The following is a 24,371-nucleotide window of genomic DNA, read 5'->3' as shown; positions in this document are numbered from 1 at the left end:
TCACAGACCTCGGGCGCCCAGTGTCAGCCTTCTTTGGCATCAGCGGTTCTATCAGTGACCATTCCTCGTCGGTCAGGTCCGTCGGATACCGCTTCGTCTTCTTTTCGATCTTGGCCATCCGGCCGCGCGTCGCTTCGGTCCACATACAAAGCTTGAATCACAACACGACCTCAGCGCCAACCCTTTTCAAACAGTCTCTCAGGCCGCGCTGTCGATGGGGGTGAGGCCGATGGTCAGCCGTTCGACCACGGCCTGCCACGCTGGGTAGGCGGGGTCGCCGTCGTCGACCTTGATGTGGACGCCCTTCGGCTCGGCGCTGCGGACGATGAAGGGGATCCGGACGTTGTGGCGGTCCAGGCTCAGCGTGCCGCGATCGCCGCCGGACGCCGCCACGCCCGACAGCATGGCCCCGCTGGTGGACAGGTTCAGGACCCGCGCGGGAAGCGCCTGCCCGCCGATGGTGACCGTGCAGGACTCGTCCACCCGGAAACGGGGCTTGCGGCGCCGGTCGGCGTCGCTGGTGGAGGTGCGGACGACCCGCACCAGGACGCGCTGAAGCTCCTCGATGCTGCTGGCGACCCCGCTCGACCCCTCGCGCACATGGGTCGCCTGCGAGCCGGTCTGGTCGGCCTCCCGCGAGACGACGGCGATGCGGGTGGACACTTCCTGGGCGGCGCCGGAGGTCTCGACGACGTTGCGGCTGATCTCGTGCGTCGCCGCGGCCTGCTCCTCCATCGCGGCGGCGATGGCGCTGGAGATCTGGTCGATCTCGCCGATGGTGTTGCCGATCTCCTCGACGGCGGAGACCGCCGTTCCCGTCGCCTCCTGAATCTCGGCGATCTGGCGGGTGATCTCCTCGGTGGAGCGGGCGGTCTGGTTGGCGAGGTTCTTGACCTCCTGCGCCACGACCGCGAAGCCCTTGCCGGCCTCCCCCGCGCGCGCCGCCTCGATGGTCGCGTTCAGGGCCAGCAGGTTGGTCTGGCTGGCGATGTCGGTGATGAGCTTCACCACCTCCCCGATGCGGCCGACCGCGTCCGACAGGGAGCGGATCGTCCCCTGGGCGCGCTGCCCGTTCTCCACCGCCTGACGCGTGACGGCGCTGGAATGGGCGATCTGGCTGGAGATCTCGCGGATGGAGGTGCTGAGCTGTTCCGTCGCCGTCGCCACCGTCTGGGCGTTGGCGAGCGCCTGTTCGGCCGCCGCGGCCACGTTCTGGGCGTTGTTGCTGACCCGCTGGGCGGAGCCGGACATGATCTCGGCGTCGCGCAGCATTTCGCCGGTGTGGCGCGCGACCTGCTCGACCGCACGGGAGGTTTCGCGCTCCACCGTCTCCGCCATCGCCAGCAGGGCCTTGTGCCGCTCCTCCTCGGCGGCGCGGGCCAGACCCGCCTCGCGCCGCTGCTGCTCAAGCAGGCTGAGCCGCATCTGGTCGAGCGAGCCGAGCAGTTTTCCCAACTCGTCCGCGCGGTCGACCTGCCGGGAGCGCGTCAGGTCGCCGCTGGCGATGGTGCCGGCAAAGGACACCGCCTCGCCCAGCGCGCGCAGAATGTCGCGGGCCAGCAGCATCGCCAGACCGATGCCCAGCAGCACGCACACGGCGCCGACCGCCATGGTGAGGTTGCGGGCCATGGCGATCTGCGCCCGTCCGGCCTCCATGAACTCGAAGCCGTAGGCCTTCGCCTCCTCCACGCTGATGTCGATCTTCTCGCGGATCGTGTCCGCCATCGCCTCAATCTCGGCCTTGGCCGGGCGCTGCCGGCCTTCGAACAGAGGCTTGACCCGCTCGTCCCACGCCTGGATGGACCCGCCGATGCCCTGGACATGCGCGCGCATCTCGCCGGTCGGCGCGCGGCTGGCGGCAATCCCCAGATCGTCGGTCAGCGCGGAGCGCGCCTCGGCGTAGCTCTGCTTCACGGCGTCGGGAATGGCGCCGCCCTCGGCCAGGGCCGTCACAACCACGCGGCGCATGTCGCTGAAGTCGCTCTGCGCGGAGCGGGCGGCGTCGGTGGACTGCAGCACGTTGTCGTACATCACGACGGCGATCTGGCCGGTCGTCACGACGTTGTAGAGCGCGTAGAGCCCCGCGACGCCGGACATCGCGAGCAGCGCGATGAAGCCACCGTACAGTTTCGTCCTGATGCTGGTGTGCGCGAGCATGGGGGTTCTCTGGTCGTGGGCCCTGCCGGACGGGCACCGGCGCCCGTCCGTCGTATGGCGGCGATCAGTTGCCGACGTGGATGCGCAGCTTCATGCTGGGGTGGATGGCGCACTGGACATCGACGTCGCCGGCCGTGTCGAACTTCACGTCGGAGGACTCGCCCGGCTTCTGCGTCTTCACGTCGAAGGCGTTGCCCGGCGACTGCGAATAGACGTTGTGGGTGATCGGGTCCTTGTTGGCGAAGGTGACGGTGTCGCCCTTTTTGACGGAGATCTCGCTCTCCGAGAACTTCTTGCCCGACTGCTCGACAACCGTCGTGCCGGCAAAGCACGGGGTTCCGGTCACGGCGACGGCGACGGCGAGAAGGGCGATGGCGAATGACATGCGCATGGGACGAATTTCCGTTCGGGTGTGAAGGGACGTCTTCAGAAGCTCGGCGCCTGCGCCGGCACGGCCAGCGGCGGCACCTGCACCGGTTCGGATTCGCCGGTCAGGGTGAGCATGAAGGCGATGAGATCGTTCTTTTCCGCCGCGGTGAGGTTCAGCGGCTTCATCTCGGCCGCCAGGCTGGGACGCGCGGCGCCGCCCTTGTCGTAGTGGTCCACGACCGCGGCCAGATCCGCCAGCGACCCGTCGTGCATGTAGGGGGCGCGGCGCGCCACATCCCGCAGCGTCGGGGTCTTGAAGGCGTGCTTCATGGAATCCAGCGGCAGGATCTTGGCGCGGCCGACATCCTCGTCCGGCAGGCCGATGTCGTGGAAGCCGTGGTCGGTCAGGTTCCAGCCGGAATGGCAGGACGCGCAGTTGCCCTTGGTGTTGAAGACCTCGAAGCCGCGCTTGGCCGACTCGCTGATGGCCTTCTCGTCGCCGGCGATCCAGCGGTCGAACGGGGCGGTGGTGGAGACGACCGTCCGCTCGTAGGTCGCGATGGCCTTGGCGACGTTGGCCAGCGTGATCCCTTCGCCCGGGAAGCTCTGCTCGAAGGCGGTGCGGTAGCCGTCGATCCGGGCGAGCTTGGGCACGAGGTCGCCGAGCTTCTGGTTCATCTCCATGTCGGACTCGACGGGGCCGAGCGCCTGGTCCTCCAGGCTGGTCTTGCGGCCGTCCCACATCAGCAGATCGGCCCAGGCCAGGTTCAGGATCGTCGGGCTGCGGCGCCCGAGCGTGCCGCCGGCGCCGATGCCCTTGGCCAGCCCGTCACCCCAGGACAGGCCCGGATTGTGGCAGCTCGCGCAGGAGATGCTGCCGCTGCCCGACAGCCGGGGATCGAAGTAGAGCTGCTGGCCCAGACGCAGCTTCTCCACCGAAAACGGGTTGTCGGCGGGGAAGGGGACGCCGGCCGGACGCCGGTATTCCTTCTTCATCTGCTCCAGCGTCGGCGTCTCCCCGGAAAAGGCCGGCGCCGACAGGCCGAAGACGCTCGTGGCGGCCAGAAGGAAACTCGCGGCGAATTTCTTAAGGATCGGCAAGAGAGCCTCCGTTGCTCGCAGAACGCAAAAAAGGGCTTCCGGCACCGTTCCGGTGCCGGACGTGGGCTTGACGCAATGTTGAGCGGATGATGCTTGCGCTGGTTAAAGCAGAGGCCTCACGTCGGGCCACTCCGGCACTTCGCACACACGCCGCAGGAGCATTTGTAAGTCCACATACAGACCGGTGGTTCACCTCCGTTTTCTATACGCCTTTGGTTAGATTTCACAAAGAGGGACGCATCCGCACACATGCGGCTGAAGGCCGCATCACTCTTCGTTTGTTTACAAATATTTGCTCACCAATGGACGAGTCCTTTCACCATTTCCCCCGCCCAGACCATGGAGGTTCGCCGGCGGCAGGCGTCCTTGTTGCCCACCAAGCCGAAGGAGGGCTGAAGGGCGGATGGCGCAACCGCTCAGCGGCGGTTGAAGCGTCCCTTCCCCGGACGCGGGCGGGCGGGAACGGACGGGGTCCCGGTCGTCTGAGCGGCCATCTGAGGCTTGCGCGACCAGTTCCAGCGGACGCTCGTCGCCTCCGGCAGGCCGTCGCGCAGGACAGCCACGATGCCCGGCGCGGCGTCGATGCCGACACCCTCGTGGCAGGCCAGGACGTTCCAGCTCAGGGTCTTCTGGTCCATGACTTCAACAACAAGGCGCATGTCGCTTCCGACGGCTTCATTGACGAGGAGCGCGGACAGTACGCGCGCACCATGACGGCGCCGTTACGGTTGCCTGACGATTTGAGTGCAACCGGCGCCGCGGTCCTACCCCGGCGCGGGCGCGCACGGGCTGGAATTTTTGCGCAACCACTACACCAACCCTTGCGCACGGTGGCCGAATTATGGCGAATTGGCTAGTCCGATCCAGTAAGGACGCGTTTAAGCAGTGGCGACTGGCACCATGGAAACGCCGTGATAGAGAAGGCCATGACGACCGCACCCTATCGCCTGGCCGAGGTTCTCCATCAGGGCAAGCAGACCAGCGTCCTGCGCGGCGTGCGTTTGTCCGATGGCGTCCCGGTCGTGGTGAAGCAGCTGGAGCGGCCGCGTCCCGGCACCACGGACATCCTGCAGTTCCGCCACGAGTTCGAGATCTCCCGCCGCCTTGCCCAATCCGCGTCCGGCCCCGTGTCAGGCCCGCTGCCCGGAGTCGTCCGCATGCTGGCGCTGGAGGACGGCCCCGACGGCCCCATGCTGGTGATGGCCGACAGCGGCGGGACGAGCCTGGACGTCCTGCTGCACAACGGCGTCCGCATTTCCCTTCCCGACATCCTGCGGATCGGTGTTTCGGTGGCCGCCACGCTCGGGCACGTGCACCGGGCCGGCGTTATCCACAAGGACATCACGCCGGGCAACGTCGTGTGGAACCGGGTTGCCGGCTCCGTCGAGCTGATCGACTTCGGCATCGCGGCGGAACTGGCGCGCGAGGCCACCGAACCGGCGGATGCGGGCGTTCTGGAAGGGACGGTGGCCTACATCGCGCCGGAGCAGACCGGGCGGATGAACCGGTCGGTGGACTGGCGGGCCGATTTCTACGCGCTGGGCGCCACGCTGTACCGCCTGCTGACCGGCCGCCCGCCCTTCGATGACGACGACCCGCTGACGGTCATCCACGGCCACATCGCGCGCACGCCGCCAGCACCCGACGCGCTCGACCCGGCGGTGCCGGCGATGGTCGGGGCGGTGGTGATGAAGCTGCTGGCCAAGGCGCCGGAGGACCGCTACCAGAGCGCCGCCGGCCTCAAGGCCGACCTGGAGCTGTGCCTGGAGGGGCTGGGCCAGGAGGGCACCGTGCCGCCCTTCGCGCTGGGCGCGCGCGACCGCAGCGAACATTTCCACATCCCGGAGAAGCTGTACGGCCGCGAGGAGGCGATCGCCCAGCTGCTTGACAGCTTCGCCCGCGTGGTGGACGGGCCGGCGGAACTGCTGCTGGTCGCCGGGCCGGCGGGCATCGGCAAGTCGGCGCTGGTGCACGAGGTGCAGAAGCCGATGACCGCCAAGCGCGGCTTCTTCGTCGAGGGCAAGTTCGACCAGTTCAAGCGCAACATCCCCTATTCCGCGGTCATCCAGGCCATGCGCCTGCTCGCCCAGCAAATCCTGGCGGGCAGCGAGGCCGAGCTGGCGCAATGGCGCGGCGCGCTGGGCGAGGCGGTGGGAAGCACCGGCGCGGTGGTGACGGAGCTGATCCCGGAATTCACCCACATCCTGGGGCCGCAGGCGCCGGTGCCGACGCTGCCGCCGACGGAAAGCGAATTCCGCTTCCAGTTGACCTTCCAGAATCTGGTCGGCGCGCTGACCGGCCCGGACCGCCCGCTGGTGATGTTCCTGGACGACCTGCAATGGGCCGACCGGCCGTCGCTGACGCTGCTCGGCAAGCTGATCGCCGACAAGCAGATGCGCCATCTGCTGGTCATCGGCGCCTATCGCGACACCGAGGTGGACGAGGCGCATCTCCTCAACCGCGTCATCGACGCGGTGCAGGCCAACGGCAACCGGGTCGGGCGGGTGACCGTCGGTCCCCTGACGGACGAGGACGTGCGCCGTCTGGTCGCCGACACGGTGCGCCGCGACGACGACAAAGCGGACGACCTCGCCCGGCTGTGCCGCGGCAAGACGCAGGGCAACCCCTTCTTCCTCAGCCAGTTCCTGCTGTCGCTGCACGACGCCGGGCTGATCCTGCCCGACGACGCGACCGGCGGCTGGGACTGGGACGCCGCCACGGTGGCGGAGCGCGACAGCACCGACAACGTCGTCGACCTGATGGTGGAGAAGATGCGCCGCCTGGAGGAGGCGACGTGCAACGCGCTGAGCCTCGCCGCCTGCGTCGGCAGCCGCTTCGACCTGTCCGACCTCGCGGCGGCGGGCGATTCGCCCCCGGCGGTGCTGGCCGAGGCGCTGCGCCCGGCCCTGACCGAAGGGCTGGTCGTGCCCATCGACCGGGCCTACCGCTATCTGGACATCGCCTTGGCCGGAGTGGGGGATGAAGACACCGCCGCCCTGCCGGCGCGCGCGCGCTTCCGCTTCCTGCACGACCGTGTGCAGCAGGCCGCCTACTCGCTGATCCCGGAGGCGGAACGGGCGGCGGTCCACCTGCGCATCGGGCGCCGCCTGCTCGACGGGACCGAGGACCCGGAACGGTCGGAGGATCTGTTCGACATCCTCGGCCACCTCAACCTCGGCCGCCGCCTGCTCGCCGACCAGCCGGAGGAGCGGGCGCGGTTCGCCCGGCTGAACCTCGTCGCGGCCCGGCGCGCCAAGGAATCCGCCGCCTTCGAACCGTCGCTCGGCTACGCCGAGGCCGGCATGGCGCTGCTGGGGGCGGAGGGCTGGCGCGACCATCACGCGCTGACGCTGACCTTGCACGAGGAGGCCGCCGAAGCCGCCTACATGGGCGGCGAACATGAGCGGATGGAGCGGCTGTGCGCCGACGCCATCGCCCACATGCGCCGGCCGGAGGAGGCGACCCGCCTTCAAACGATCCGCGTCGTCGCCGCCATGACCCGGAACGCCCTGGGCGAGGCGGTGCGCATCGGGCTGGAGGCCATGCGCGCGCTCGGCCTCGGCATTCCGGAACGGCCGGGCAAGCTGACGCTTCTGCTCATGCTTCTGCGCGGGCGGATGCTGATGCGCCGCTACCGCAGCCATCCCCCGCGCGCCGCCGCACCCGCCGCCGTACCCGCCGCCGTACCCGCCGACGACAAAGCCGCCAGCGACAAGATCGCTCCGCTGGTCAATCTGATGAACGCGCTCACCTCGACCGTGTTCATCGCGCGCAAGGACCTGTATCTGCCGATCACGCTCCGCCTGCTGGAACTGGCGGTGGCGAGCGGCGATCCGCGGCTGGAGGAGCAGGTCTCCCTGTCCTGGACGGGCATCTCGGCCGTCACCGGCGACATTGCCAACGCCATCCGCCATTCCGAACGGCTGGTGGAACGGCTGATCACGGCCCCGCACGAGGTGCCGCCGAACATCGCCTACGGCTGCCTCTACAGCGGCCGCCATTGGTCCGACCCGCTGCCGTCGCTGCGCCCGCTGTTCCTGTCCGCCTTCCAGCATTCGCTGGCCGCCGGCAACCGCGAATACGCGGGATACGAGCTGATCTCCTGGCTGCGCTTCGGATGGCTGGCGGGCGCCCACCTCTCGCAGCTCCAGCTCGACGCCCAGGACGTGATGCGCAAGCTGGAGCGCGTCGGCAACACCACGCACGTCACCACGGCGGAGATGTTCCGCCGCTGCATCGCCGTGGTGCTGGAGGGTCCCGACCGTCCAGGCCCGCGCCCGCTGGACGAGGCGCCGCTGCTGGCGCCGCTCCAGCAGACCGGAAACGTCCTCGCCGTCGCCGGCGTCCATCTGGTCGCCCTGCACATCGCCCTTCTGTACGGGCGGACGGAGGAGCTGGGCGCCATCCTGGCGGAGGGCGAACCCCACGCCGCGACGCAGAAGGGCACGGTCAGCTGGCCCGCCTACCATTACCTGCGGGGCCTCGCCCTGGCCTCCGGACCGCTGCGGGGCTGGTGGGCGCGCCGCCGCGCCGTCCACGCGCTAGGGTCCTGCATCCGCTTCCTGCGCCGTTGCGCCGCCTTCGGCCCGGCCACCCATCGCCACCGGCTCCTGCTTCTGGAGGCCGAACGGGCGCGTCTGCTCGGCCGCATCGCGGAGGCGGAGGCCCGCTACGACGAGGCCATCGCCGCGGCGCGCCGGGGCGGCAACCCCAGCGACGAGGGGATCGCCAACGAACGCGCCGCCCTGTTCTACGAGGAACGTGGACGGCACACGGCGGCGCTCGCCTACCGGATGCAGGAGCGCGACAGCTTCGAACGCTGGGGCGCGGCCGGGCTGGTGCGGGATCTGGAAAAGCGCCATCCGGCGCTGGTCCGCTCGGCCCCGGCGCCGGAGCGCGGCGGGATCAGCCTGTCCACCACGGTCAGCGGTGCGCTGCAGGGCGCCGGCTCGCTCGACATCGGCGCGCTTCTGCGCGCCGCGCAGGCCATCTCCGGCGAAATCCGGCGCGAGGCGCTGCTCGCCACCCTGATGCGCACGGTGCTGGAAACCGCCGGCGCCCAGCGCGGCGTGCTGCTGCTGTCCGGGGCCGATGGCGCGCTGGCCTTCGCGGCGGAGGGGGACGCGGCCGAGGGGCGCTACCGCCCGCTGCCGGCCGATCCGGTCGGGGCGATGCCGGGTGGGACGGGGGACGGAGCGGCGGGGGTGGCGCTGCCCCGGTCGATCATGGCCTACGTGGCGCGCACGCGGGAGCCGCTGGTGCTGGGCGACGCGGCGGCCGACCCGCGCTTCGCCGAGGATCCCGACGTCCGCGACCGCCGCCCGCGCTCGGTCCTGTGCCTGCCGCTGCTGCGCCAGGCGGCGCTGGTGGGCGTGCTGCACCTGGAGAACAACCTCGCCACCGACACCTTCGTGGCGCAGCGGCTGGAAGCCCCGCGCCTGCTCGCCGCGCAGATCGCCATTTCGCTGGAGAACGCGCGCCTCTACGACGACATGGCGGAGTTCAGCCGCAAGCTGGAAACCCAGGTCGCCGAGCGCACCCGCGAGCTGAGCGAGCAGTCCACGCTGCTGGAAGCGACACTGGGCAGCATGAGCGACGGCCTTGTCGTCTTCGACGCCGACCACCGGCTGCGGCTGTGGAACGAGCGCGCCACCGCCATGTTCCCGCTGCCCGGCGCCATCCGGCTGGGCATGCGGTACGAGGAGTTGGCGCACCTGCTGTTCGACGCGGGCGCCATGTCCCGCGAGACGCCCATCGGGTTCGAGCATGGCACGGAGGAATTCGACCTCGCCGACGGACGGATCATCCAGGTCCGCCGCAACATCATGCCGGACCGGGGCATGGTGCGCGTCTATCTGGACGTGACCGAGGACCGCCGCCGCGAGCGCGAGCTGCTGGCCGCGCACGAGCAGTTGAAGGCGGCCCAGGCCAGCCTGGTGCAGGCGGAGAAGCTGGCCTCCCTCGGCCAGCTCGTCGCCGGCGTGGCGCACGAGATCAACACGCCACTCGGCGTGGCGCTGACCAGCTCCACCTTCCTGGGGGAGCAGACGACGGCGCTGAGCGCGCTGGCGGCGGCGGGCAAGATGCGGCGGTCGGACTTCGACCAGTTCCTGGCCGACGCGCGCGAGACGCTGACGCTCCTGGCCTCCAACATCGCGCGCGCCGCCGATCTGGTGCAGAGCTTCAAGCAGGTCGCCGTCGACCAGACCAGCGACGAGCGCCGCCGTTTCGACCTGAAGCACCGGCTGGAGGAGATCGTCGTCTCGCTCAGCCCGGCCTGGAAGAAGGCCGGCCATCGGCTGGAGCTGGACTGCGCGGCCGGGATCGAGCTGGAAAGCTACCCCGGCGTGCTGTCGCAGATCGTCACCAACCTCGTGATGAACTCGCTCATCCACGCTTTCGAGCCCGGCCGCTCCGGCGCCATGGCGCTCCAGGTGCGCCGGCAGGGCGGCGGGGCGGTGGAGCTGGTCTACAGCGACGACGGCCGGGGCATCCCGGCCGAACACCGGTCGCGCGTCTTCGACCCCTTCTTCACCACCCGGCGCGGGGCGGGCTCCACCGGGCTGGGGCTGCACATCGTCTTCAATCTGGTGACCGGCAAGCTCGGCGGCAGCATCGAGCTGGGCAGCGGGGAGGGGGCCGGCACCCGCTTCACCCTGCGCATCCCGCTCGCCGCCCCGGCCGAAGCGGGGCAGGCCGGCACCGCCGCGGACGTTCCATTGCGCGTATGACGCGGGCGTCCGTCGCGCCGGGGATGACGCTTTCCTGACGATTCCCCCGCCCGGCGCCTTGAGGCTTGACGCCGACGGAAGCCGGGGGGTAGAGCCCGGCCAAGACAAGGAAATGAGGCGGGAATGGCGAGCGAAAAGGAAGCGGTGGCGCTGGGGTCGATCCTGGCCAGCGCGGGCATGACCGTGGGCAAATTCGCCGTCGGCGTGGCGACGGGAAGCCTCGGCCTGCTGTCGGAGGCGGCGCACAGCCTGCTCGACTTCGGCGCCACGGTGCTGACCTACCTCGCGGTGCGGATCAGCGACCAGCCGGCGGATGCCGAGCATCCCTACGGCCACGGCAAGATCGAAAGCGTCAGCGCGCTCGCCGAGACGGGCCTGCTTTTCCTCACCAGCGCCTGGATCGTCTACGAGGCGGTCCACCGGCTGATGGCGAACGACGTGGAGGTGCAGGCGACCTGGTGGTCGGTCGCGGTGGTGCTGGTGTCCATCGCCATCGACGCCTACCGCGCGCGGGAGCTGATGCGCGTCGCCCGGGAAACCAACAGCCAGGCGCTGGAAGCGGACGCGCTCCACTTCTCCTCCGACATCCTGAGTTCGTCGGTGGTGCTGGTCGGGCTGGGGCTGGTGTGGCTCGGCTATCCCAAGGGCGACGCGCTGGCCGCCATCGGCGTGTCGATCTTCGTCTGCCTGGCCGGCTACCGGCTGGGCCGCCGCACCATCGACACCCTGATCGACACCGCCCCGGCCGGTGCGGCCGAGCGGGTGGAGGGCGTCGTCGGCGCCGTGCCGGGCATCGCCGCCGTGCAGCGCGTGCGCGTCCGCCCGGCGGGCAGCGTGCTGTTTGTCGACCTGGACGTGGCGGTCGGTCGGGCGTTGCCCCTGAACCGCGTCGCCGAGATCAAGGCCGCCGTTACCGAAACGCTGCGCGCGGAAATGCCGGAGGCGGAGGTGACCGTCGCCGCGCATCCGCTGGCGCTGGACGAGGAAACCGTCATGCAGCGGGTGGCGGTCCGCGCGGCCGACCTGGGGGTCGGGGTGCACCACATCACCGTGCAGCGGGTGGCGGGGCGTCTGTCGGTCAGCTTCGACCTGGAGGTGAACGGGCGCCTGCCGATCCGCAAGGCCCACGCCCTGTCGTCCCGCCTGGAAGAGGCCATCAAGGAGGAGCTGGGCGCGGACGTGGAGGTGGAATCGCACATCGAGCCGCTTCAGGAAGACGGGGTGGACGGCGTGAACGTCGAGCCCGACCGGCTGCGCGCGATGACGGAGCGCATGGAGGCCTGGGTGTCCAACTCCGGGCGGCTGCTGGACGTGCACAACGTCCGTGTGCGCCGGACGCCTTCCGGGCTGGTGGTGAACTTCCACTGCCACGTCCTGCCCGACCTGACCGTGTCCGAGGTCCACGACGCGGTGGACGACCTGGAACGGCAGATCCGCCACCAATGGCCGGACGTGTGCCGCGTGGTCGGCCATCCGGAACCGGCACACGGTCCGCGCGAGTCGGCCATGGCGGGAGACTGAATCGGGTGAATGGGACTGTTGACTTCGTCAGACAGTTGTCCTAGAGATTTGTAGGTCAATTGACCTAGAAATGCGCGCGCCGGGTCCGCCCCTGGATCTTGGCGCACGCCGACGGTTTGGACATCCCGCCCGGAATCTCAGAGGCAAACCTGTATGAGCGCGGCAAGCACACGCCAGCAGATCGTCGAGGCCGCCGACTGGCTTTTCTATGAGAAGGGCTTCGAGGCCACGTCGCTCGCCGACATCGCTGCGGCCGTGAAGCTCTCGCGCGGGAACTTCTATTACCACTTCAAGACGAAGGACGACATTCTCAGCGCCGTGATTGCCCTGCGTCTGGCAAACACCGGCGCGATGCTGGACTCGTGGGAGGCCAGGACCGACGATCCAGCGGAGCGCATTCGCAGCTTTGTTCATATTCTCATCATGAACCAGGCGAAGATCATGCTCTACGGGTGCCCGGTCGGCACGCTCAGCAACGAGCTTGCCAAGCTCCAGCACGTTGCGAAAGACGAAGCCGCCAAGCTCTTCACGCTGTTCCGCGGCTGGCTGGCCCGCCAGTTCTCAGCTCTTGGGCGCGAGGCCGATGCCGACGCGCTCGCCATGCACCTTCTGATGCGAAGCCAGGGTGTCGCGACGCTCGCGACGGCCTTCCACGACGACGCCTTTATCCAACGCGAGGTGGAGGACATGTGCGCGTGGCTGGAGATGCAGCGTCCCGGCGCACGCCATTCCGAAGCCGATTCCCGCCCTCAGGTCTGAAGGAGGAGCCTCACATGTTTGTCGTCACGCTCAGATTTTCCGCGAACAAGGCGCAGGCCCCCGCTCATATGGACGGGCACAACGCCTGGATCCGGCGCGGCTTCGAGGACGGTGTTTTTCTGCTGACCGGAAGTCTTTCCGGGGGTGCCGGCGGCACGGTTCTCGCGCACAACATCGCGCGCGGCGACCTCGAAGCGCGATTGCGGGAAGATCCGTTCGTGGCCGAGAAGGTCGTCGACGCCGACATCCTTGAGATCACGCCGGGCCGCGTCGACGACCGCCTGGCGTTCCTGAAGGCTTGAACGATGAACGCGACGATCCCGGGACCGGATGGACGGCCGCGCTGCCGCTGGTGCGCGGCTGCGCCCGAGTTCTTCGCCTATCACGACACCGAATGGGGCTTCCCCGTCGGCGATGACCGCCGGCTGTTCGAGAAGCTTTGCCTGGAAAGCTTCCAATCGGGGTTGAGCTGGCGCACGATCCTCGCCAAACGCGAGAATTTCCGTGCCGCGTTCGAAGGCTTCGACTTCGAGCGGATCGCCGCCTTTACGGAGGCGGACGTCGAGCGCCTGCTGAAGAACGAAGGCATCGTCCGCCATCGCGGCAAGATCGAAGCCGTCATCAACAACGCCCGGCGCGCGCGGGAATTGGTGACGCAGGAAGGATCGCTGGCCGCTTATGTCTGGCGTTTCGAGCCGTCGGCCGGTGAGTGCGCGCCCCCGCAGACCGCCTCCACCTCCGCGGCGTCGGTCGCCATGTCGAAGGATTTGAAAAAGCGCGGCTGGTCTTTCGTCGGCCCGACGACCGTTTATGCCTTCATGCAGGCCATGGGGCTTATCAACGATCACGCCGAAGGCTGCGCGATGCGCGACGAGGCGGAACGGGCCAGGGCCGTGTTTCAACGGCCGCGCATTGTTGCCGGCTGATGTCTGGACAGACCCGTTGGCCGGGGACTTCGGAGCAAATCCCCGGCCAGCGCCTCGGCGAGTTCTGAAAACGCGCCGTCAAACACCCGTGTGCAAATGCGACAGGTCGATGTGGAGGTCCTGAACCACATCCTGGATGAGGTCGTGGTGGGTGTCCACGGCCTGGAACAGGTCGTGCACCGCCGTCGCCAGCGGGGCCTCGGCCGTCGTGGGGGTTGTGCCGTCGGCGCGGAGGTGCTGGGTCATGTGCTGGACCCACAGGTCGGCCTCGTGATGGTCCGGCAGGGTGAGCGCGCCGTCGGACTTGCCGTCCGTGTCCTGCGCGTGCTCCTGGCGAAGGGCCGTGTGCAGTTCCGACAGCACGGTCTCGACCTGGGGCGTGGTCTTCAGGCTCTTCAGGTCCGTCTCCAGGTTGGAGAACGCGGTCTTGAGGGAGGCCGACGCCTGTTCGAGCGCCTTGTCCGCCACTGTCGAGACATCGGTCTTGCCAATGTCCTTGAGGGCCGCGATCAGGTTGGAAACGTTGTTGGTAGCCATAAGAAAATCTCCAGAAAGTTCGGCTGATGTATGGCCCGGTCCAAGACGTCGCGTGACCGACCCTTTCATCCGCCCTCTTCTTGCGGACCAGCCTGTGGTCTGGGCAGGACGATAATCGGAGATCGAGAAATTAGAACATTAAACGACGTTCATTCTGATTTTTGTCTTCGCTTGTGACGGGAATGGGTCTGGAGAAAGGGCATTTCGCGGACCTTCACGCCCGACTGGCTCCTTTTTCAACTCGCCCCCTCTCAACCCGCCAGGCTGGCGGCCAGATTGATGCCGGAGGCGAGGACGGCGGTGTTGAACAGGAAGGACAGCAGCCCGTGCATCAGCACCACCTTGCGCATGGTGGCCGACCGGGTCGTCACGTCGGACAGCTGCGCCGTCATGCCGACGGTGAAGCTGAAATACAGGAACTCCGAATAGGTCGGGGCGTCGTTGCCGGGGAAGTCCAGCCCGTGCCCCTCCAGCCAGTAGTCGTGGGCGTATTGCTGCGCGAAGAAGAAATGCACGAAGGCCCAGGACAGCAGCACCGTGACGCCGGCCAGCGCGATGCTGTAGGGGGCGCCCGGCGTGCCCTTCGCCGCCACCAGCTCGGCGATGATCGCCGCCAGGGAGGCGAGCGCGGCCAGCGTCGCCACGACGAGGACCGTCCACTTGCCCTGGTCCAGCAGCCGCGCCCGTTCCCGCATGGAGGTGATGGTGGCGCGGGACATCAGCGCCAGCACCAGCGCGACGTAGACGACGATGCCCACGTCCCAGCCCAGCAGCAGCGCCGTCGTCCAGCGGAAGACGGGAGCGGCGGCGGCGCCGACCACGACGGCCACGGCCAGCGCGGCCACGAGCGAGGGACGATGCCGCAGATGTTTCAGGACCCGGGTCACGTCGAAGTCTCCCAGCCTTCATCCTTGTTCCGGGCCGGTCGAGCGTCCAGCACCATCCGCATCGACGTCTCGGCGCGCGGCACCGGGCAAAGCGTGAATCAACCCGTGATGTTGTTGTGGAAGAACATCACATAGAGAATATAGAGGGCGCAGGCCGCGGAAAGGCCGTAAAAGAACAGCTTCATGACATTGCTCGTGCGTTGGCGGTGCATCGATCATGACAGCGCCATGGTGGGGCGCCGAATGAAATCTGGTTCATGGGCTTGTCCCGCCTCCTTCACCCGTTTCCGGCAACAGGCGGCGATGGGGGCGAGGCTACCCGGCTTCCCCGCTGCCGGCCGCTGCCCTGGCCGCGCGGATCGCTTTTTTTTCGCGAAGCGGCCGTCCGGGGCATCTCTGCTGTTGAATCCGGTCGGTTGCCGACGCCATAAGGGTCTATGACTTTTGTCGGCGCAATCACGAGACGAGCGATGCGGGGTGGTTCCGCGCGCTTGCGTGTGCCCGGCCGGCGACGCCGGCTGGCGGCGCTTGCCTGCGCCGGCCTGCTGCTCGGCTGGGGGAACGCCGTTGGCGCGCAGACCGCCGTGCCCTGCGCGGACGGAGAGCCGGCCGGGGCTGCCGTCCTGATCGCTCTGGCCGGGGACGATGCGGCCTTCGGCCGGCTCGTTCAGGAAGCGCCGGCCGAGGCCTTCCGCTGCTCCGGCCTTTTTCCCTCTGCCGGGGCCACGCTCGCGTTGCAGGAGGCCGCCGCCGCCGCACCCTTCGACGCCATCGGCGCGGCCGACCAGCTGGCGAAGCGCCCCGGTGGGGACCGGGTCATCGCGGCGGCGCTGAAGCCCGACCTGCTGATCCGCGCGCTCGAGAACGGGCTCGAGGGCGGGCTGCCCTTCTTCGAGATCCGGCACGAGCTGCGCAAGCGCCTGCCGCCCGAGGCCCTGCGTCCGATCGAAGGCCGTGCGACGCGGGCGCTGGCCGCCGCCTTCGCGAAGGATCCGGCCGCGGTCACGGCGAAGATCGGCGTGCTGATCGACGACATGTCGGAAGACCCGCCGGACGACCGCTTCCGCATCGTCGCGGCCTTCACCGCCAACCGGCTGTACGAGCTGATCGCCCGCACCGGGCCGCAGCTCTACACCTCGTCGCTCGACGGGCTGGTCAACATCCTGCGGATCAAGCTGAGGATGGAGAAGCGGAGCTTCCTCGACCTCGCCAACGGGCCGGCGACGGGGGGGCTATGGCCGGGCTTCTTCGTTTCCGTCGTGTCGGGCGGACGGGCCGACGCCCTGTTCGGCGCATCGGACGTGAACGCGCGGGAGGTGGCGAAGGTCAGCGTCCGCCTGCTGCTGTCGCCCGACCACGCCCTGGACGCCCCCATCATCGCGGGTGCTCTGGCCGACGCGATGGACGCGAAGTCTCCGGCCGTCCGCGCGGCGCTGGAGGACGAGCTGGCGGAACGGCATCGGACCACTTCGGACCCGGTCATTCGGGAGATCGCCGGCCTCGCCGGAGGGTTGCACCATCTGCGGCTGGGCGGCCGGCCGGCGACCGCCGCCTTCCTGGCCGAGCGTTTCGGCGAGCGGTACCCCGTCTCCCTCCCGCCGGCCTTGTCCGGGGACCGCCTGTTCCAGGACGGCGTCAACGTCCAGCGCATGACCTTCTACGACGACCCCGACGGGCGGGCGTCCTTCCGCGGCTTCGTGCAGCAGCGCCGCGCCGCCGGATGGACGATTCAGGAGCATGCCGGCTTCATAACCGCGACCAGTCCCGAGCGGCGCGGCCGGCGGATCGTCATCGTCGCCGACCTGCCGGGAGCGGGCGAGGCCGGTCGCGCCGCCGCGCGCGACTGGCTGGCGCGCGAGCGGCTGACGCCGACCGTCGTCGTCCACCGAGGTCACAGCTACCACGAGGAAGCGACGATGCCGGAGATCCGTCCCGGCACGGCGTTGGTCTTCTGGGGCTCCTGCGGCGGACACGTCCGGCTTCGCGCCACGCTGGACCAGGCGCCGGACGCTTTCGTGATCGCGACGCAGAACATCGGGGTGTCCACCGTCAACCAGGCGCTGCTGCGGATCATCGAGGACCGGCTGCTCGCCGACGGGACCCTCGACTGGCAGGCGGTCTGGGCGGACGCGCAGGCCCGCATCCGCGACCGGCATTTCTCCGCCTACAAGCGCCCGGACCAGGACGCCACCATGCTCGCGCTGCGGGCCTGGAGGGCCCAGACCGAGCAGGCCCGCGCCCCTTGCTGCACCGAGGCAACGGTGGCCGACCGCCGCCCCGACCGCCCGCGCCCCGACGGCGGCTGATCGGCCCCGTTACCGGGCCTCCGCCTTGGGGAACAGCAGAAAGGCGGCGAAGGCGCACAGGCCGATGGACAGCCACACAACGGCCCAGGAGGACAGGGCGAGCAGCGCCGGAATCGCCAGGGGCGTCAGCACATAGGCGCTGAAGGCGAAGCTGTTGCCCAGGCCCAGCGCGGTGCCCGCCCGGCTGGTGCCGGCGATGGTCGCCAGCTCCGTGTAGGCGATGCCGTGCCAGCAGGACGCGGCCATGCCGCCGGCCACCACGGCGAGCGCGATGGGGAGCGCCAGCCTGTCCAGCAGGCCCGGATCCCGCGCGGCCACCGCCACGAGAGCGCCGAGGACGAGGAAGACCGCCATCGTCGCCAGACCACAGGCGCGCAGGAAGCCGCGGCGGTTCTTCCGCCGGTCCGTCCAGAATCCGGCAGCGATGCGCAGCGCCGCCGCCCCGATTTGCACAACGACGATGCAGGCGCTCGCCGTCATCGGGTCGAGCCGGCTGGCGTCGTGCAGGAAGACCACGGCGAAGGTCAGCACCGCCACCTGCGGCATGCACAGCGCGCCGATCCCGGTCACGACGCGCCAGATCCGGGGATCGCGCAGCGGCGCCCGGTGCGCCGGCGCCGCGCGCTTGGCGGCGGCTTCGCCCGGCGGCTCGTGCAGCCAGAGCCATGTGGCGCCGCCGGCCGCCGCGACCAGCAGCGCAAGCACGCCGTAGGCCGCCGCGAAGCCGAGGGAGGCGACCAGCGGCGGCAGGATCAGCGCCCCGACGGCGCCGCCCGCCGGCAAGGCGGTCTGCCGGATGCTCATGGCGAGACCGCGCTCGCCCTCGTGGAACCAAGCCATCACGGCCCGTCCGCTGGCCCCGTTGAGGCTGCCGCCGAACAGACCGATCAGGAACAGCCCCAGCGCGAGGTGCGACATGGGCGGGCGGTCGAATGGGGTGGGTGCGACGAACAGGGCCATCAGCGCCAGAACCAGGGCGGTCAGGCCGAGGCCGGTCAGCAGCACCCTACGGTCGCCCCAGCGGTCGGTGAGCATCCCCCAGGGCAGCTCGCTGACCGCGATGCCCAGCCCCATCGCGCCGAGCACCATGCCAAGCTCTCCGTTTCCGATGCCGTAGCCGTTGCGCATGAAGACCGCGGTGGTCGGGATGCCGGAAATGGCCGCCGAAAAGCCGGCATTGGCGGCGAATCCGATGGCGAGGATCGTCCAGCGGTGCCGGGGCAGGGCGGAGGCTGGCGCGGCTGCGGCACCCCCCTGCGTCGGGATCGTCTGCGATGGCGAAGTCATGGGTCCTCCGGATGCTGAAGGCAGGGTGCGATCACGCTTGACGGACCCGTTATAGGCGGCGATGATCGTCCGAATAATCGGGAAGTTCAGAACCAATAATCCCTAAAAACAGGACGATTTGCCGTGATCCGACGCACCTTCGACCTCGACGTGCTGCGCAGCTTCGTGGTCGGCATGGAACTGGGCAGCTTCGCCAAGGCGGCGGACCGGCTGGGGCGTTCGACCTCGGCCGTCAGCGCGCAGCTGAAGAAGCTGGAGGAGCAGGCGGGCACGCCCATTTTCCGCAAGTCGGGCCGGGGCCTTGCCCTGACCGAGGCGGGGGAAACGATGCTGGCCTACGCCCGCCGCCTGCTCGACCTCAACGACGAGGCGGCGGGCGCCTTGCAGGGCATGGCGGCCGAGGGATGGCTGCGCATCGGCATGCAGGAGGATTTCGGGGAGGTGCTTCTGCCGGCGGTGCTCGGCCGCTTCGCGCGCTCGCATCCGCGCGTGCGGATCGAGGCGCGGGTGGCCCGCAACGCCGAACTGCGCGAGCGGGTCGCGCGGGGCAGCCTGGACTTCGCGCTCGCCTGGGACGACACGGTGCCGGCTCCGCACCGGCAGGACATCGCGTCGCTTCCCATGCGTTGGATCGGGCCGAGCGATCCGGCCATCTGGCCCGTCCATGGGGAGGGCGGCGGGGAGGAGGGCGGCGAACCGCTGCCGCTGGTCGCCTTCGACGACGCCTGTCGCTTCCGCGCCCTGGGCACGGCGGCCCTGGACCGGGCGAACCGGTCCTGGCGGGTGGCGCTGACCAGCCCGAGCCTCGGGGGCTTGTGGGCCGGGGTGGCGGCGGGGCTCGGCCTGACGGTCCGCACGGGCCTCGGGCTGCCGGCGAGCGTCCGGGCGCTCCATCCCGGCGAGCATGGGCTGCCGGAGCTGCCGACCGTCGGGCTCGCCCTCTACCGCAAGGACGCGGCGCTCGACCCCGTGGCGGAACGGCTCGCCGCCATCGTCGTGGAGGAGGTCACGGCGTCGGTGTGACGGACGCGGCCTGCCTGTCGCCGGACAGCACGGCGGGCCGGCTTCTTTGGGCATACGCCGTTCGGCCGAAATCGTGCGTTTTGATCCGCCGGACTTGACCGCGGTCAAGTGAAGGCGGCGCAAGACCCCTAAAATTGTCGGGACTTTGTTTCGAATGTGTCACATTTGCAAGTGCGACAAGGGGGCTCCATGTTCTGTTACCAGTGCGAACAGACCGCGCGTTCCGATTCCAGCGCCGGTTGCGCCAGCGCCAAGGGGATGTGCGGCAAGGACGCGACCACGGCCGATCTGCAGGACCTGCTGGTCCATGCGGTGAAGGGCATCGCCCAGTACAGCCGCCGCGCCCGCGCGCTGGGGGCGTCCGACCGCGAGGCCGACGCCTTCGTTCTCTACGGTCTGTTCACGACGCTGACCAACGTGAACTTCAACGCCACCCGCTTCGTCGGCCTGCTGAACGAGGCCGCCGAGACGCGCGACCGCGTCAAGGCGCTGTATGAGACCACGGCCCGCGACAAGGGCGTGCCCGTGGAGACGCTGTCCGGCCCGGCCGCCTGGCAGCCCGCCGCCGACATGGACGGCCTGCTGGCCCAGGCCGCCGCGGTGCCCGTCACCGCCGGCCAGGCCGAGGTGGGCGAGGACATCGTCGGCCTGCGCGCGCTGATCCTCTACGGACTGAAGGGCGTCGCCGCCTACGCCCACCACGCCTATGTGCTGGGCGGGGCGAGCGAGGAGGTGTTCGCCGGCATCGCCGACGCGCTGGACTTCCTGGCCGGCGAGCCGACGGACGCCGGCGCTCTGCTGGAGCGCGCGCTCGGCCTCGGCCACCTGAACCTGACGGTTATGGAACTGCTGGACGCCGCCAACACCGGCCGCTTCGGCACGCCGCAGCCGACGCCCGTGCGCGTCACGCCGGTCAAGGGGAAGGCCATCCTGGTCAGCGGCCACGACCTGGGCGACCTGGAAGCCCTGCTGAAGCTGACCGCCGGCAAGGGCATCAACGTCTACACCCACGGCGAGATGCTGCCGGCCCATGGCTATCCGACGCTGAAGGCCTACCCGCATCTGGCCGGCAACTGGGGTGGCGCGTGGCAGGACCAGCAGCGCGACTTCGCCGAATTCCCCGGCCCGATCCTGATGACGTCCAACTGCATCATCGAGCCGAACCCGCGCTACCGCCAGCGCATCTTCACCACCGGCCCGGTGGGCTGGCCCGGCGTGCGCCATCTGGAGAGCCACAACTTCGCCCCGCTGGTCGAGGCGGCGCTGGCCCTGCCCGGCTTCAAGGAAGACGCGGCGGAGGAGAAGACCATCCTCGTCGGCTTCGGCCGCGACGCCGTGCTGGGCGTGGCCGACAAGGTGATCGAGGCGGTGAAGGGCGGCGCCATCAAGCACTTTTTCCTGATCGGCGGCTGCGACGGCGCGGCGCCCGGCCGCAACTACTACACCGACTTCGCCACGCAGGCCCCGGACGACACGGTGGTGCTGACGCTGGGCTGCAACAAGTACCGCTTCAACCAGCATGAGTTCGGCGCCATCGGCGGCATTCCGCGCCTGCTCGACATCGGCCAGTGCAACGACAGCTACTCCGCCATCCGCATCGCGGGCGCCCTGGCCGAGGCCTTCGGCTGCGGGGTCAACGACCTGCCGCTGTCGCTGATCGTGTCCTGGTTCGAGCAGAAGGCCGCCGCGGTCCTGCTGACGCTGCTGGCGCTCGGCATCCGCAACATCCACCTCGGCCCGACCCTGCCGGCCTTCCTGACCCCGGCCGTGCTGAACCAGCTGGTGGAAACCTTCGGCGTCCGCCCGATCTCGACCCCCGAGGCCGACATCGCCGCCGCCCTGAACCGCGCCGCGTAAGGCGACTGTTCACCCCCTCTCCCAGCCCCGCTGGGAGAGGGTTTTTCGCATTTTCCCGGACAGGGCCATGACCACGCACACCATCGACCTGACAACCCGCGACGGCGCGCGGGTGAGCTTTCCCTGTGCCGAGACCGAGACGGTGGTTGCCGCCGCCGCGAAGGCGAACCTGACGCTGCCCGGCCACTGCCGGGAGGGCGGCTGCGGCGCCTGCCGGGCAACCGTGCGGGACGGCGGGTATGAGCTGGGCTCGCACAGCGCGTCGGCGCTGCCGGCGGACGCGGCGGCGGCGGGGGAGGTGCTGCTGTGCCGGACCTTCCCGCGCGGCGCCCTGTCCATCGCGGCCCCCTTCGACCGCGCCCACATCCTGTCCGGCGCGGTGGCCGAGCGCCGGGCCGAGGTCGCCGGGCTGTCGCTGGTCGGGGAGCGCACGGTGCGCCTGCTCCTGACCCTCCAGCCCGACGAGGACGGCGGGGCCGCCGCCGAGTTCGAGCCCGGCCAGTACATGGAGCTGGAAATCCCCGGCACGGGCGTGTACCGCGCCTACTCGCTCGCCAACACGGCGAACTGGTCGGGGCAGCTGGAATTCCTGATCCGCCTGCAGCCGGACGGGCGCTTCTCGCTCTGGCTGGAGCGGGAGGCTGGGCCCGGACAGGTCCTCACCGTGCGAGGGCCGCAGGGAAGCTTCACCTTGCAGGAACGCGGGATGCGCCCGCGCTGGTTCGTGGCCGGCGGCACGGGGCTCGCTCCGATGCTGTCCATGCTGCGGCGCATGGCCGAATGGCAGGACCCGCAGGAGGCCCGGCTCTATTTCGGCGTGAGCCACGAACGCGAACTCTTCGCGCTCGACGAGTTGGAGCGGCTGAAGGCCGAATTGCCGAAGCTGACGGTGGTGCCCTGCGTGTGGCGTCCGGAGGGGGACTGGGCGGGCTTCGCCGGCGCCCCAACGGACGCGCTGCGCCGCGACCTCGCCGGGGCCAAGACGATGCCGGACATCTACCTGTGCGGCCCGCCCGCCATGATCGACGCGGCGGAGGCCGTGGCGCGCGACCACAAGGTCCCGGCGGACCACCTGTTCAGCGAGCGGTTCCTGCCGGGCGCAGCCCCGGCCGGCGGCTGTGCCACTCCCGCCGGATGACGGCGACGGCCCCGCCCAGCACCATGAGGGCGAGACCGTACCAGGTGACGGCGTAGATCAGGTGGCTGTTGTGAAAGGCGATCACCGTCAGCCCGCCGACGGGAGCCTCCGGCCCGGCGGCGGGCGTGGCCTCGGCGTCGATGAAGTAGGGGGCGACGCCGGTCAGGCCGCGCGCGGCGGCGATGGCGGCCACGTCGCGTGAATACCAGCGGCCGGCGGCGGGATCGTTGGCGCGCAGCAGCGTCCCGCCCGGTTCGGTGATCCGCAGCAGGCCGGTCACGGTGGTCTCGCCCTCGATTTGTCCTGCCGGCCGGCTGGCCGGGTCGCGGCGTTCGGGCGGGACGAAGCCCCGGTTGATCAGCACCAGCGTCCCGTCCTCCCGCCGCAGCGGAGTCAGCACCCAGAAGCCGGGGCCGAGCTCGGTCGAGGCGGCCACCAGCGTCTCCCGGTCGTTCAGGAAGCGCCCGGTGGCCTGGACGTGCCGGTATTCGAAGTCGGCGGCGTTGACCAGCGGCCATTCCCGCCGGTCGGGCGCCGGGACGGGCTGGGCGTGGACGCGCGTCTCCACCCGCTCGATCAGGGCGAGCTTCCAGGCCCGCCGCTCCACCTGCCAAGTGCCCAGCGCGGCAAGCGCGGCGAAGGCCAGCGCCGCGGCGATTGCGAAGCCGGCCAGCCAGCCGCGCGACCGTGGCGAGGCCCCGTCCATCACCGCCACGCCGGCCCGTCAGGGCATGTTGCGCATCTGCGCCGGCGACATCGGCATCATGTTGGAATCGAGATGGTGCATCACCCACAGCGAACCGGTCAGGGTAATGACCACCATGACGGCTGTGAACATCAGCGCCAGGAAGGTCCAGCCGCCCTCCGACTTCGTGTTCATGTGCAGGAAATACACCATGTGCACGACGATCTGCACGGCGGCGAACAGCAGGATCACGACGGCGGCGACGGTCGTGCTGCGGAAGACGTCGGACATCACGATCCAGAAGGGGATCGCGGTCAGCACCACCGCAAGGCCGAAGCCGATCAGATAATCCTTGAAGCCCCCGTGATGGACGTGCACGTCGTCGCCATGCCCGTGGGGCGGGTCCACGACCTGCTCATGCTCGACGTGCGCGCTCATGACATCAGGACTCCCATCAGATAGACGAAGCTGAAGACGCCGACCCAGACCACGTCCAGGAAGTGCCAGAACATGCCCAGGCACATCAGCCGGCGGTGGTTCTCCGGGATGAAGCCGTGCAGCGGCAGCTGGAACATCAGCGTCACCAGCCAGATGATGCCCGCCGTGACGTGCAGCCCGTGCGTCCCCACCAGCGCGAAGAATGAGGACAGGAAGGCGCTGCGCTGCGGCCCGGCGCCCTCTTGGATCAGGTGGTGGAACTCGTACAGTTCGATCGTCAGGAAGCCGAGGCCGAACAGGCCGGTGACGGCCAGCCAGAACAGCGTCAGCCCCATCCGCCGCCGCTCCACCTCCAGCATCGCCAGACCGTAGGTGATGGAGGAAAAGAGCAGCAGCGCCGTGTTCAGCGCGATCAGCGGCAGGTCGAACAGGGCCGCCGGGGACGGCCCGGCGGCGAAGCGGTGGCCGAGCACGCCGTAGGTCGCGAACAGGACCGCGAAGATGAGCGAGTCGCTCATCAGGTAGATCCAGAAGCCGAGGAGGGTGCTGCCCTCGGCGTGGGCGTAGCCCTCCGTGTCGTAGAAGACGGGGGCTTTCGCCGCGATGTCGACGGCCTCCGGGTGCGTCGTGTCCAGGTGCATCGTCATGG

At 69.7% G+C, this 24,371-nt stretch carries 20 protein-coding genes; 9 read left to right on the top strand and 11 right to left on the bottom strand.

The window, feature by feature from the left end; translation table 11 throughout:
• From ACSVC7_RS28490 to ACSVC7_RS28470, 5 genes are all read right to left on the bottom strand, one after another.
• Positions 1 to 145: transposase (locus ACSVC7_RS28490; RefSeq protein WP_483508551.1), on the bottom strand; the 145-nt coding region annotated here is incomplete at its 3' end.
• A gap of 53 nt (positions 146 to 198) precedes the next feature.
• Positions 199 to 2,157, bottom strand: a complete 1,959-nt coding sequence (locus tag ACSVC7_RS28485) for a methyl-accepting chemotaxis protein (RefSeq protein WP_448207870.1) — start codon at positions 2,155 to 2,157, stop codon at positions 199 to 201.
• A gap of 64 nt (positions 2,158 to 2,221) precedes the next feature.
• Complete coding sequence (locus ACSVC7_RS28480; RefSeq protein ID WP_448207869.1) at positions 2,222 to 2,548, bottom strand: cupredoxin domain-containing protein; 327 nt, start codon at positions 2,546 to 2,548, stop codon at positions 2,222 to 2,224.
• Between the two features lie 35 nt (positions 2,549 to 2,583).
• Positions 2,584 to 3,627 carry a cytochrome-c peroxidase gene (locus tag ACSVC7_RS28475; RefSeq protein WP_448207868.1) on the bottom strand — a complete coding sequence of 348 codons (1,044 nt, stop codon included), beginning with the start codon at positions 3,625 to 3,627 and terminating at the stop codon, positions 2,584 to 2,586.
• A gap of 416 nt (positions 3,628 to 4,043) precedes the next feature.
• On the bottom strand, positions 4,044 to 4,286 hold the full coding sequence (locus ACSVC7_RS28470) for a hypothetical protein (protein WP_448207867.1): 243 nt from the start codon (positions 4,284 to 4,286) through the stop codon (positions 4,044 to 4,046).
• Between the two features lie 267 nt (positions 4,287 to 4,553).
• Between ACSVC7_RS28470 and ACSVC7_RS28465 the strand changes: the two genes are divergently transcribed.
• From ACSVC7_RS28465 to ACSVC7_RS28445, 5 genes are all read left to right on the top strand, one after another.
• Positions 4,554 to 10,358, top strand: coding sequence for an AAA family ATPase (locus tag ACSVC7_RS28465; protein WP_483508946.1), 5,805 nt, complete (start codon positions 4,554 to 4,556; stop codon positions 10,356 to 10,358).
• A 123-nt stretch (positions 10,359 to 10,481) separates the two neighbouring features.
• The gene (locus ACSVC7_RS28460; RefSeq protein WP_448207865.1) at positions 10,482 to 11,879 is read left to right on the top strand and encodes a cation-efflux pump; all 1,398 of its coding nucleotides are present in this window, start codon (positions 10,482 to 10,484) and stop codon (positions 11,877 to 11,879) included.
• A 153-nt stretch (positions 11,880 to 12,032) separates the two neighbouring features.
• Complete coding sequence (locus ACSVC7_RS28455; protein ID WP_448207864.1) at positions 12,033 to 12,638, top strand: TetR/AcrR family transcriptional regulator; 606 nt, start codon at positions 12,033 to 12,035, stop codon at positions 12,636 to 12,638.
• A 14-nt stretch (positions 12,639 to 12,652) separates the two neighbouring features.
• Complete coding sequence (locus ACSVC7_RS28450; RefSeq protein ID WP_448207863.1) at positions 12,653 to 12,940, top strand: YciI family protein; 288 nt, start codon at positions 12,653 to 12,655, stop codon at positions 12,938 to 12,940.
• A gap of 3 nt (positions 12,941 to 12,943) precedes the next feature.
• A complete protein-coding gene (locus ACSVC7_RS28445; protein WP_448207862.1) occupies positions 12,944 to 13,564 on the top strand; it encodes a DNA-3-methyladenine glycosylase I in 621 nt (206 codons plus the stop codon).
• A gap of 78 nt (positions 13,565 to 13,642) precedes the next feature.
• Here ACSVC7_RS28445 and ACSVC7_RS28440 read toward each other — a convergent pair whose 3' ends face one another.
• Together ACSVC7_RS28440 and ACSVC7_RS28435 are read right to left on the bottom strand one after the other, a co-directional pair.
• Positions 13,643 to 14,101 carry a hypothetical protein gene (locus ACSVC7_RS28440; RefSeq protein WP_448207861.1) on the bottom strand — a complete coding sequence of 153 codons (459 nt, stop codon included), beginning with the start codon at positions 14,099 to 14,101 and terminating at the stop codon, positions 13,643 to 13,645.
• Between the two features lie 251 nt (positions 14,102 to 14,352).
• Positions 14,353 to 14,988 (bottom strand): DUF1345 domain-containing protein, encoded by a 636-nt coding sequence (locus ACSVC7_RS28435; RefSeq protein WP_448207860.1) that lies wholly within the window; start codon positions 14,986 to 14,988, stop codon positions 14,353 to 14,355.
• Positions 14,989 to 15,458: 470 nt separating this feature from the next.
• On the opposite strand from ACSVC7_RS28435, the gene ACSVC7_RS28430 reads away from it, so the two are divergent.
• The gene (locus ACSVC7_RS28430) at positions 15,459 to 17,294 is read left to right on the top strand and encodes a hypothetical protein (RefSeq protein ID WP_448207859.1); all 1,836 of its coding nucleotides are present in this window, start codon (positions 15,459 to 15,461) and stop codon (positions 17,292 to 17,294) included.
• Positions 17,295 to 17,303: 9 nt separating this feature from the next.
• Here the strand turns inward: ACSVC7_RS28430 and ACSVC7_RS28425 are convergent, their stop codons facing one another.
• The gene (locus ACSVC7_RS28425; protein WP_448207858.1) at positions 17,304 to 18,581 is read right to left on the bottom strand and encodes an MFS transporter; all 1,278 of its coding nucleotides are present in this window, start codon (positions 18,579 to 18,581) and stop codon (positions 17,304 to 17,306) included.
• 123 nt (positions 18,582 to 18,704) lie between these two features.
• Here ACSVC7_RS28425 and ACSVC7_RS28420 point away from each other — a divergent pair, with 123 nt between their 5' ends.
• From ACSVC7_RS28420 to mmoC, 3 genes are all read left to right on the top strand, one after another.
• Positions 18,705 to 19,604 carry a LysR substrate-binding domain-containing protein gene (locus ACSVC7_RS28420; protein WP_448207857.1) on the top strand — a complete coding sequence of 300 codons (900 nt, stop codon included), beginning with the start codon at positions 18,705 to 18,707 and terminating at the stop codon, positions 19,602 to 19,604.
• 189 nt (positions 19,605 to 19,793) lie between these two features.
• On the top strand, positions 19,794 to 21,461 hold the full coding sequence (hcp, locus tag ACSVC7_RS28415; RefSeq protein WP_448207856.1) for a hydroxylamine reductase: 1,668 nt from the start codon (positions 19,794 to 19,796) through the stop codon (positions 21,459 to 21,461).
• Positions 21,462 to 21,528: 67 nt separating this feature from the next.
• On the top strand, positions 21,529 to 22,599 hold the full coding sequence (mmoC, locus tag ACSVC7_RS28410) for an aromatic/alkene monooxygenase hydroxylase FAD-binding subunit MmoC (protein WP_448207855.1): 1,071 nt from the start codon (positions 21,529 to 21,531) through the stop codon (positions 22,597 to 22,599).
• Here the strand turns inward: mmoC and ACSVC7_RS28405 are convergent.
• From ACSVC7_RS28405 to cyoC, 3 genes are read right to left on the bottom strand one after another with little or no spacing between them, the layout of a single operon-like run.
• Positions 22,538 to 23,305: an SURF1 family protein gene (locus tag ACSVC7_RS28405; protein WP_448207871.1), complete on the bottom strand. Its 768-nt coding sequence runs from the start codon at positions 23,303 to 23,305 to the stop codon at positions 22,538 to 22,540. The two genes, mmoC and ACSVC7_RS28405, sit on opposite strands and share 62 nt — an antisense overlap.
• 18 nt (positions 23,306 to 23,323) lie before the next feature.
• Positions 23,324 to 23,722: a cytochrome o ubiquinol oxidase subunit IV gene (gene cyoD, locus ACSVC7_RS28400; RefSeq protein WP_448207854.1), complete on the bottom strand. Its 399-nt coding sequence runs from the start codon at positions 23,720 to 23,722 to the stop codon at positions 23,324 to 23,326.
• The gene (gene cyoC, locus ACSVC7_RS28395; protein WP_448207853.1) at positions 23,719 to 24,369 is read right to left on the bottom strand and encodes a cytochrome o ubiquinol oxidase subunit III; all 651 of its coding nucleotides are present in this window, start codon (positions 24,367 to 24,369) and stop codon (positions 23,719 to 23,721) included. Before cyoC ends, cyoD begins: the two co-directional genes overlap by 4 nt.
• Positions 24,370 to 24,371: the final 2 nt, after the last annotated feature.

The sequence above is a fragment of the Azospirillum mesophilum genome (assembly GCF_053470405.2).
Note: the sequence above shows the minus strand (reverse complement) of the source record. Positions and strands in the feature narration are given on the sequence as shown.